The organism is Nocardiopsis sp. LOL_012, from assembly GCF_048060475.1.
Lineage (GTDB): Bacteria > Actinomycetota > Actinomycetes > Streptosporangiales > Streptosporangiaceae > Nocardiopsis.
On record NZ_JBHMIV010000027.1, the window covers coordinates 57774 to 64959 of the forward strand.

General features: G+C 72.2%; 8 protein-coding genes. All 8 read left to right on the forward strand.

Annotated elements, in window-relative coordinates; genetic code table 11:
- The first annotated feature begins 42 nt into the window (after window positions 1–42).
- Entirely contained in the window at window positions 43–1680 is a 1638-nt protein-coding gene (locus ACFHWE_RS17095; RefSeq protein ID WP_416602648.1) for a CTP synthase, read from the forward strand.
- 34 nt (window positions 1681–1714) lie between these two features.
- On the forward strand, window positions 1715–2371 hold the full coding sequence (locus ACFHWE_RS17100; protein ID WP_416602649.1) for an NUDIX domain-containing protein: 657 nt from the start codon (window positions 1715–1717) through the stop codon (window positions 2369–2371).
- Window positions 2372–2375: 4 nt separating this feature from the next.
- Window positions 2376–3377 (forward strand): site-specific tyrosine recombinase XerD, encoded by a 1002-nt coding sequence (locus ACFHWE_RS17105; protein ID WP_416602650.1) that lies wholly within the window; start codon window positions 2376–2378, stop codon window positions 3375–3377.
- 207 nt (window positions 3378–3584) lie between these two features.
- A complete protein-coding gene (locus ACFHWE_RS17110) occupies window positions 3585–4544 on the forward strand; it encodes a ParA family protein (RefSeq protein WP_416602651.1) in 960 nt (319 codons plus the stop codon).
- Window positions 4517–4957: a hypothetical protein gene (locus tag ACFHWE_RS17115; RefSeq protein WP_416602652.1), complete on the forward strand. Its 441-nt coding sequence runs from the start codon at window positions 4517–4519 to the stop codon at window positions 4955–4957. The genes ACFHWE_RS17110 and ACFHWE_RS17115 overlap by 28 nt, the downstream gene beginning before the upstream one ends.
- Window positions 4958–5057: 100 nt before the next feature.
- Window positions 5058–5900, forward strand: a complete 843-nt coding sequence (locus ACFHWE_RS17120) for a segregation and condensation protein A (protein WP_416602653.1) — start codon at window positions 5058–5060, stop codon at window positions 5898–5900.
- The gene (scpB, locus tag ACFHWE_RS17125; protein WP_416602654.1) at window positions 5893–6480 is read left to right on the forward strand and encodes an SMC-Scp complex subunit ScpB; all 588 of its coding nucleotides are present in this window, start codon (window positions 5893–5895) and stop codon (window positions 6478–6480) included. Before ACFHWE_RS17120 ends, scpB begins: the two co-directional genes overlap by 8 nt.
- A gap of 35 nt (window positions 6481–6515) precedes the next feature.
- On the forward strand, window positions 6516–7186 hold a 671-nt coding region (locus ACFHWE_RS17130; RefSeq protein WP_416602655.1), incomplete at its 3' end, for a hypothetical protein.

Consider the following 7186-nt stretch of genomic DNA (forward strand, 5'->3'; position numbering starts at 1 on the left):
TCGCGAGCCCGCCGTAGCCACTCAACCCACGGGAGCATCACTTTGGCATCCGCCGCGAGTACCAAGCACATCTTCGTTACTGGCGGCGTCGCCTCCAGTCTCGGCAAGGGCCTGACCGCCTCAAGTCTGGGACGGCTCCTGAAGTCGCGGGGCCTGCGGGTCACCATGCAGAAGCTCGACCCCTACCTCAACGTCGACCCGGGGACCATGAACCCCTTCCAGCACGGTGAGGTCTTCGTCACCGACGACGGCGCCGAGACCGACCTGGACGTGGGCCACTACGAGCGGTTCCTGGACACCGAGCTGTCGGCGTCGGCCAACGTCACCACCGGCCAGATCTACTCCAGCGTGATCGCCAAGGAGCGCCAGGGCGCCTATCTCGGTGACACGGTGCAGGTCATCCCGCACATCACCAACGAGATCAAGTCGCGCATCTACGCGATGGCCGCCCCCGGCGTGGACATCGTCATCACCGAGATCGGCGGCACGGTCGGTGACATCGAGTCGCAGCCGTTCCTGGAGGCGGTCCGCCAGATCCGCCACGAGATCGGCCGGGACCACTGCTTCTTCCTGCACGTGTCGCTGATCCCGTTCCTGGGTCCGGCGGGGGAGATGAAGACCAAGCCCACCCAGCACTCGGTGGCGGCCCTGCGCAGTATCGGCATCCAGCCCGACGCGATCGTGTGCCGTTCGGACCGCCCGATCACGCAGAGCCTGAAGTCCAAGATCAGCCTGATGTGCGACGTGGACGAGGCCGGTGTGGTCTCCACCCCGGACGCGCCATCGATCTACGACATCCCGAAGGTGCTGCACCGGGAGGGTCTGGACGCCTACGTCGTCCGCCGGCTGGGCATGCCCTTCCGGGACGTGGACTGGACCGAATGGGACGATCTGCTGCGCCGGGTGCACCAGCCCGACCACGAGGTCACCATCGCCATGGTGGGCAAGTACATCGACCTGCCCGACGCCTACCTGTCGGTGAGCGAGGCCCTGCGCGCGGGCGGGTTCGCCACGAACACGCGGGTGAACATCCGCTGGGTGGCCAGTGACAACTGCGCCAGCGCCTCGGGGGCGGCGGCGGAGCTGGACGGTGCCGACGGCGTCCTCATCCCGGGCGGGTTCGGAGTGCGCGGTATCGAGGGCAAGCTCGGCGCGATCCGCTACGCCCGCGAGCAGGGGGTGCCGCTGCTGGGCATCTGCCTGGGCCTGCAGTGCATGGTCGTGGAGTACGCCCGCGACGTGCTGGGGCTGGAGGGAGCCAACAGCACCGAGTTCGACGACAAGGCGGCCGAGGCGGTCATCGCGACCATGGCCGACCAGACGGACGTGGTGGCGGGTGAGCGGGACATGGGCGGCACCATGCGTCTGGGCCTGTACCCGGCGGCGCTGGGGGAGGGGACGCTGGTGCGGGAGCTGTACGGCGCCGCGGAGGCCTCCGAGCGGCACCGGCACCGGTTCGAGGTCAACAACGCCTACCGTCCCAGGCTGGAGGGGGCCGGGCTGGTGTTCTCCGGGCTCTCCCCCGATGGCAAGCTGGTGGAGTACGTCGAACTGCCCCGGGAGACGCACCCGTACTTCGTCGGGACGCAGGCGCACCCGGAGCTGCGCTCCCGTCCGACCAAGGCGCACCCGCTCTTTCGCGGTCTGATCGCCGCGGCGCTGGAGCGCAGGAGGTCCTGACGGGGTGTCGGCGCGGGCTGAGAGAGGCGAGTACATGGTGAGTGGGACGTACCCGGCCGATGCCGTGGCGGGGCGGGAGGCCAAGGTGGCGGACGCCCCCGAGGCGTGGCCGGTGGAGCGGTCGGCGGAGCGCTTCAGCGGAGCCAAGTGCGGGATGCGCACGGACTGGGTGCGGATGCCCGACGCGGAGGGCGGCACGGTCGTCGCCGCGCGGGACTACATGGTCCACCCGGGGGCGGCGGCGGTACTCGCGCTGGGCGGGGACGGGCGGGTGCTCCTGCTGCGCCAGTACCGCCACCCCGTGGGCCTGCTCATGTGGGAGCTGCCCGCCGGGCTCATCGACGTGGCGGGCGAGGGTCCGCTGGCCACGGCACGCCGCGAGCTCGTGGAGGAGGCGGGGCTGCGCGCCGAGCACTGGTACGAGCTGGTGGACTTCGCGGCCAGCCCCGGGTTCTCCTCGGAGCGGATCCACGTCTACCTCGCCCGCGGCCTGTCGGAGGTGCCCGAGCACGAGATCGATTTCGTGCGCGAGCACGAGGAGACCGACCTGGCCGCCGAGTGGGTCCCGCTGGAGGAGGCGGTGGCCCTGGTCATGGGCGGGCGCCTGCACAACGGGGCGACCTCCCTGGGGGTGCTGGCGGCCAGTACCGCGGCCCGGGACGGTTTCGCCTCCCTGCGTCCGGCGTCCTGACCCGGTGGGCGGGGACCTGGGCGGGGCCGTGCCCGCCGGGCCGCTGGGGGAGGCGGTGGCGGCCTTCCTGGACCATGTGGCCGCTGAGCGCGCTCTGGCGCACAACACCCTGCTGGCCTACCGGCGCGACCTGCGCCGCTACACCGCCTATCTGGAGGGCCGGGGTGTCGCGGACCTGTCGGGGGTAGGCGAGGCGCACGTGGGCGGTTTCCTGCGGGCCCTGGCCGAGGGCGACGACGACCACCCGCCGCTCGGGGCGGCCTCGGCGGGGCGGGCGCTGGCGGCCGTGCGCGGGCTGCACCGGTTCGCGGTCCGCGAGGGCCGGGCCGACGCCGACCCGGCGGCTGAGGTGGTGCCGCCCCCCGTCCCCCTGCGGCTGCCCAAGGCGGTGCCGCTGGAGCGGGTGGAGCGGCTCCTGGAGGCCGCGGGGCCCGTCGGGGCGCCGCCGTCGGCGGACCGCTCCGCTCTGCTGTCCCTGCGCGACCGGGCGCTGCTGGAGGTCCTCTACGGCACGGGGGCGCGGATCTCCGAGGCGGTGGGGCTGGACGTGGACGACGTGGTGGAGGCCCTCGACGGTGAGGACGCGGTGGGCCTGGTGCGCTTCCACGGCAAGGGCGGGCGTGAGCGGGTGGTGCCGCTCGGCTCGTGTGCTCGTACGGCGCTGGGCGGGTACCTGGTGCGGGCGCGGCCCGCGCTCGCGGCGTCGGCGTGGTCGGCCCCTTCGGGGCCGGCCCTGTTCCTGAACGCGCGCGGGCGCCGCCTCACCCGCCAGGGCGGCTGGGCGCTGTTGGCGGCGGTCGCCGACCGGGCGGGGGTGGGGGGTGTCTCACCGCACACGCTGCGGCACTCCTTCGCCACCCATCTGCTGGACGGCGGTGCCGATATCCGGGTGGTGCAGGAGCTTCTGGGACACGGTTCGGTCACCACCACGCAGGTGTACACCCTGGTCACGGTGGATCGGCTGAGGGAGGTCTACGCCGCCAGCCATCCGCGTGCGCGCAGGTGAGGGCGGTGCGCGCGGGGGGTTCGGGGGCCAGGGAGGGGCGTATCCCCGATCCGGTCGTGTTGAACGCGCCGTGTCGTCGTTCTAGAGTCGCCGCACAGAGGTTACGTTGCTGTCGACATATTGAGTTTCCGACGGCGGCCGGGCACGGGGCTGGGACGACTTCCCCCTTTCGGGCCGTGGCCGGTCCGTGGGGGAGGTCAAGGGCTTGTGAACTGGGCGGAGAACGGCGTGGATGCCAGCGGTGCACCCGTCGGTGGGGAGGACCTCGCCGACCCGGTGACCAACCCTTGGGGTACGACACGCGACACGGGGGCGCAACTGCGTACGAAGAGACCGGAGCGGGACTACCCCGTTCCCGGACCGCTGGACGAGCACGGTCCGGCACGGATTGTAGCACTGTGTAACCAGAAGGGTGGGGTCGGCAAGACCACCACCACCATCAACCTCGGGGCGGCCATCGCCGAGTTCGGCAGACGGGTGCTGCTGGTCGACTTCGACCCGCAGGGAGCACTGTCCGTGGGCCTGGGGCGGCTCGACCCGCGCGAGCTGGACCTGACCGTCTACAACCTGCTGATGCAGCGGGACGTGGCGGTCGAGGACGTCCTGCTCAAGACCGACATCGACGGCCTGGACCTCATCCCGAGCAACATCGACCTGTCCGCCGCCGAGGTCCAGCTGGTGGGTGAGGTGGCGCGCGAGCAGATGCTGGGCCGCGCCCTGCGCCCCGTCATCGACGACTACGACGTGGTGCTCATCGACTGCCAGCCGTCGCTGGGCCTGCTCACGGTCAACGCGCTGACCGCCGCGGACGGCGTCATCGTGCCGCTGGAGTGCGAGTTCTTCGCGCTGCGCGGTGTGGCCCTGCTCATGGACACCATCCAGAAGGTGCAGGAGCGGCTCAACGAGCGGCTGGTCATCGACGGCTTCCTCGGCACGATGTACGACCCCAGGACGCTGCACGCGCGCGAGGTCCTGTCGACCATCGTCGAGGGGTTCGGCGACAAGGTCTACGGCACGGTCATCAACCGGACCGTGCGCTTTCCGGACGCCACGGTGGCGGGTGAGCCCATCACCAGGTTCGACTCCTCGTCGGCGGGCGCCAAGGCCTATCGGGAGCTGGCCAAGGAGGTGCTGGCGAGGTGGCCTCTCAGCGGTCGCGGCGCGTGACCCTGCCGGGGGCGGACGAGATGTTCTTCCGCTCGGGCGGCGCGGCTCCGGAAACGGAGGCCGATACCGGGCACCGGCACACGGACCCCGGGGAGAAGCGGGAGGGCCCGGGGCGCGGGGCCGGGGGCGCCGCCCAGGCCGCCTCCCCAGGGAGTACCGCGCCCTCCGCGCGGGCCGGAGCGCGCCGTGCGCCCAAACCGAGCGGGCGCCAGCGCCACGACGAGAAGATCACCGTGTACATCTCCGGCCCGGAGCTGCTCGCGCTGGAGCAGACGCGGCTGTCGCTGCGGGCCGAGCACGGGCTGTCGGCCGACCGGGGGCGTCTGGTCCGCGAGGCCGTGGCGGTGCTGCTGGCCGATTTCGAGGAGCACGGTTCCTCCAGCATGCTGGTGCGCCGCCTGAGCGAGGACTGAGCGCACCGCGGCCCGGCGTGCGGGCGCCGGGCCGCGGGGGACACCGCGGTGCCCGCCCGACCAGTGGGTACGCACTCCGCGGAGCTGGGAAACTGGTCACATGAGTGTCGACTCCTCCGAGGCGGACCCCGGCGCCGGTGAAGGGTCCGCCTTCCAGGTGCACCTGGACAACTTCGAGGGCCCCTTCGACCTGCTGCTCACCCTGATCTCCAAGCACAAGCTGGACATCACCGAGGTGGCCCTGTCGAGGGTCACCGACGAGTTCATCGCCCACATCCGCGCCCACGGCGAGGGGTGGGACCTGGACCAGGCCAGCGAGTTCCTGGTGGTGGCGGCGACCCTGCTGGACCTGAAGGCGGCCCGTCTCCTGCCGCGCGGCGATGTCGAGGACGAGGCCGACCTGGCGCTGCTGGAGGCCCGCGACCTCCTGTTCGCCCGCCTGCTCCAGTACCGCGCCTACAAGGAGGTCGCGGCGCTGATGAGCGAGCGGCTGGCGGCGCAGGGGCGCCGGTACGCCCGCGCGGTGCCGCTGGAGGAGCGCTTCGCGGCCCTGCGGCCCGACGTGCTGTTCAAGCTGGGGCCGAGGGAGTTCGCGGCGCTGGCCGGGAGGGTCTTCACCCCCAGGGAGCCGCCGAGCGTGCCCGTCACGCACATCCACCAGGCCAAGACGTCGGTGAAGGAGCAGGGCGACCTGGTTGTGGCCGCGCTGCGCGCCCGCGGCACCCTGACGTTCACCGAGCTCACCGAGGAGTGCACCGGTACCTTCGAGGTCGTCGCGCGGTTCCTGGCCCTGCTGGAGCTGTACCGGGCCGCCAACGTGGGCTTCGACCAGCCCGAGCCGCTGGCGGAGCTCACGGTGACGTGGACCGGCGGTGAGGGCGAGGTGCGCGTGGAGTCCGACTACGACGAGGGCACGGGTGAGGAGGAGAGGGACGATGAGTGAGGGCCGCGCGTCCGATGCGGGTTCGGTGCCCCCGACCCTGCGCCGCGACCTCGAAGCGGTGCTGATGGTGGTACCCGAGCCGGTGTCCGTCTACGACCTGGCCCGTGCCCTGGACGTGCCGGTGGAGGTGGTCTCCCGCGAACTGGAGGGGCTGTCGGCGGAATACACGGCGCAGGGGCGGGGTTTCGACTTGCGGATGGTGGCCGAGGGGTGGCGGATCTACACACGCCCCGAGTGCGCCGACGTCGTCGAGCACTTCCTCCGGGAGGGGCAGGAGGTGCGGCTCACCCAGGCCGCGCTGGAGACGATGGCGGTGGTCGCCTACCGCCAGCCGGTCTCCCGGGGCAGGGTCTCGGCCGTCCGCGGTGTCAACTGCGACGGGGTTATGCGTACCCTCGTGTTGAGGGGCCTGATCGAGGAGTCCGGGCACGACTCCGAGTCCGGCGCGCTCCTGTATCGGACCACCTCCTATTTCCTGGAACGGCTCGGCCTGCGCGATCTCGACGATCTGCCGGACCTGGCGCCGTTCCTCCCCGACGACATCGAAGGTCTAGACGACACCGGTGAGCACACCCACTGACAGTTCCCGCGGTGCGCGGGACCACGCCCCGCGCGGTGAGCGCGGCGACAGCAACGACGACCGTCGCGGCCGGGGCCGCCGTGACGACAGGGGTCGCGGTGGTTTCCGCGACCGTGACGACAGGGGTCGCGGTGGTTTCCGCGACGGTGATGACCGTGGCCGTGGCCGTGGCGGCTACCGTGACCGGGACGACCGCCGCTCCTTTGCCCGTGATGATCGGGATCGCGGTGGTTTCCGTGGTCGTGACGAGCGTGGCGGCCGTGGTCCGCGTGAGCGCGACGGCTACGGCCGCGACGACCGGCGCGAGGGCCGTTCCTTCGACCGCGACGACCGTGGCCGTGGCTACGGTGACCGGCGCGGGGACGACCGGGGGCGTGGCGGTTTCCGCGACGGTGATGACCGTGGCCGTGGCCGTGGCGGCTACCGTGACCGGGACGACCGCCGCTCCTTTGCCCGTGATGATCGGGATCGCGGTGGTTTCCGTGGTCGTGACGAGCGTGGCGGCCGTGGTCCGCGTGAGCGCGACGGCTACGGCCGCGACGACCGGCGCGAGGGCCGTTCCTTCGACCGCGACGACCGTGGCCGTGGCTACGGTGACCGGCGCGGGGACGACCGGGGCCGCGGTGGCTACCGTGGCCGTGATGACCGGGACGACCGGCGCGGAGGCCGTAGGGACGACCGCCGCTCCTCCGCCCGGGACGACCGG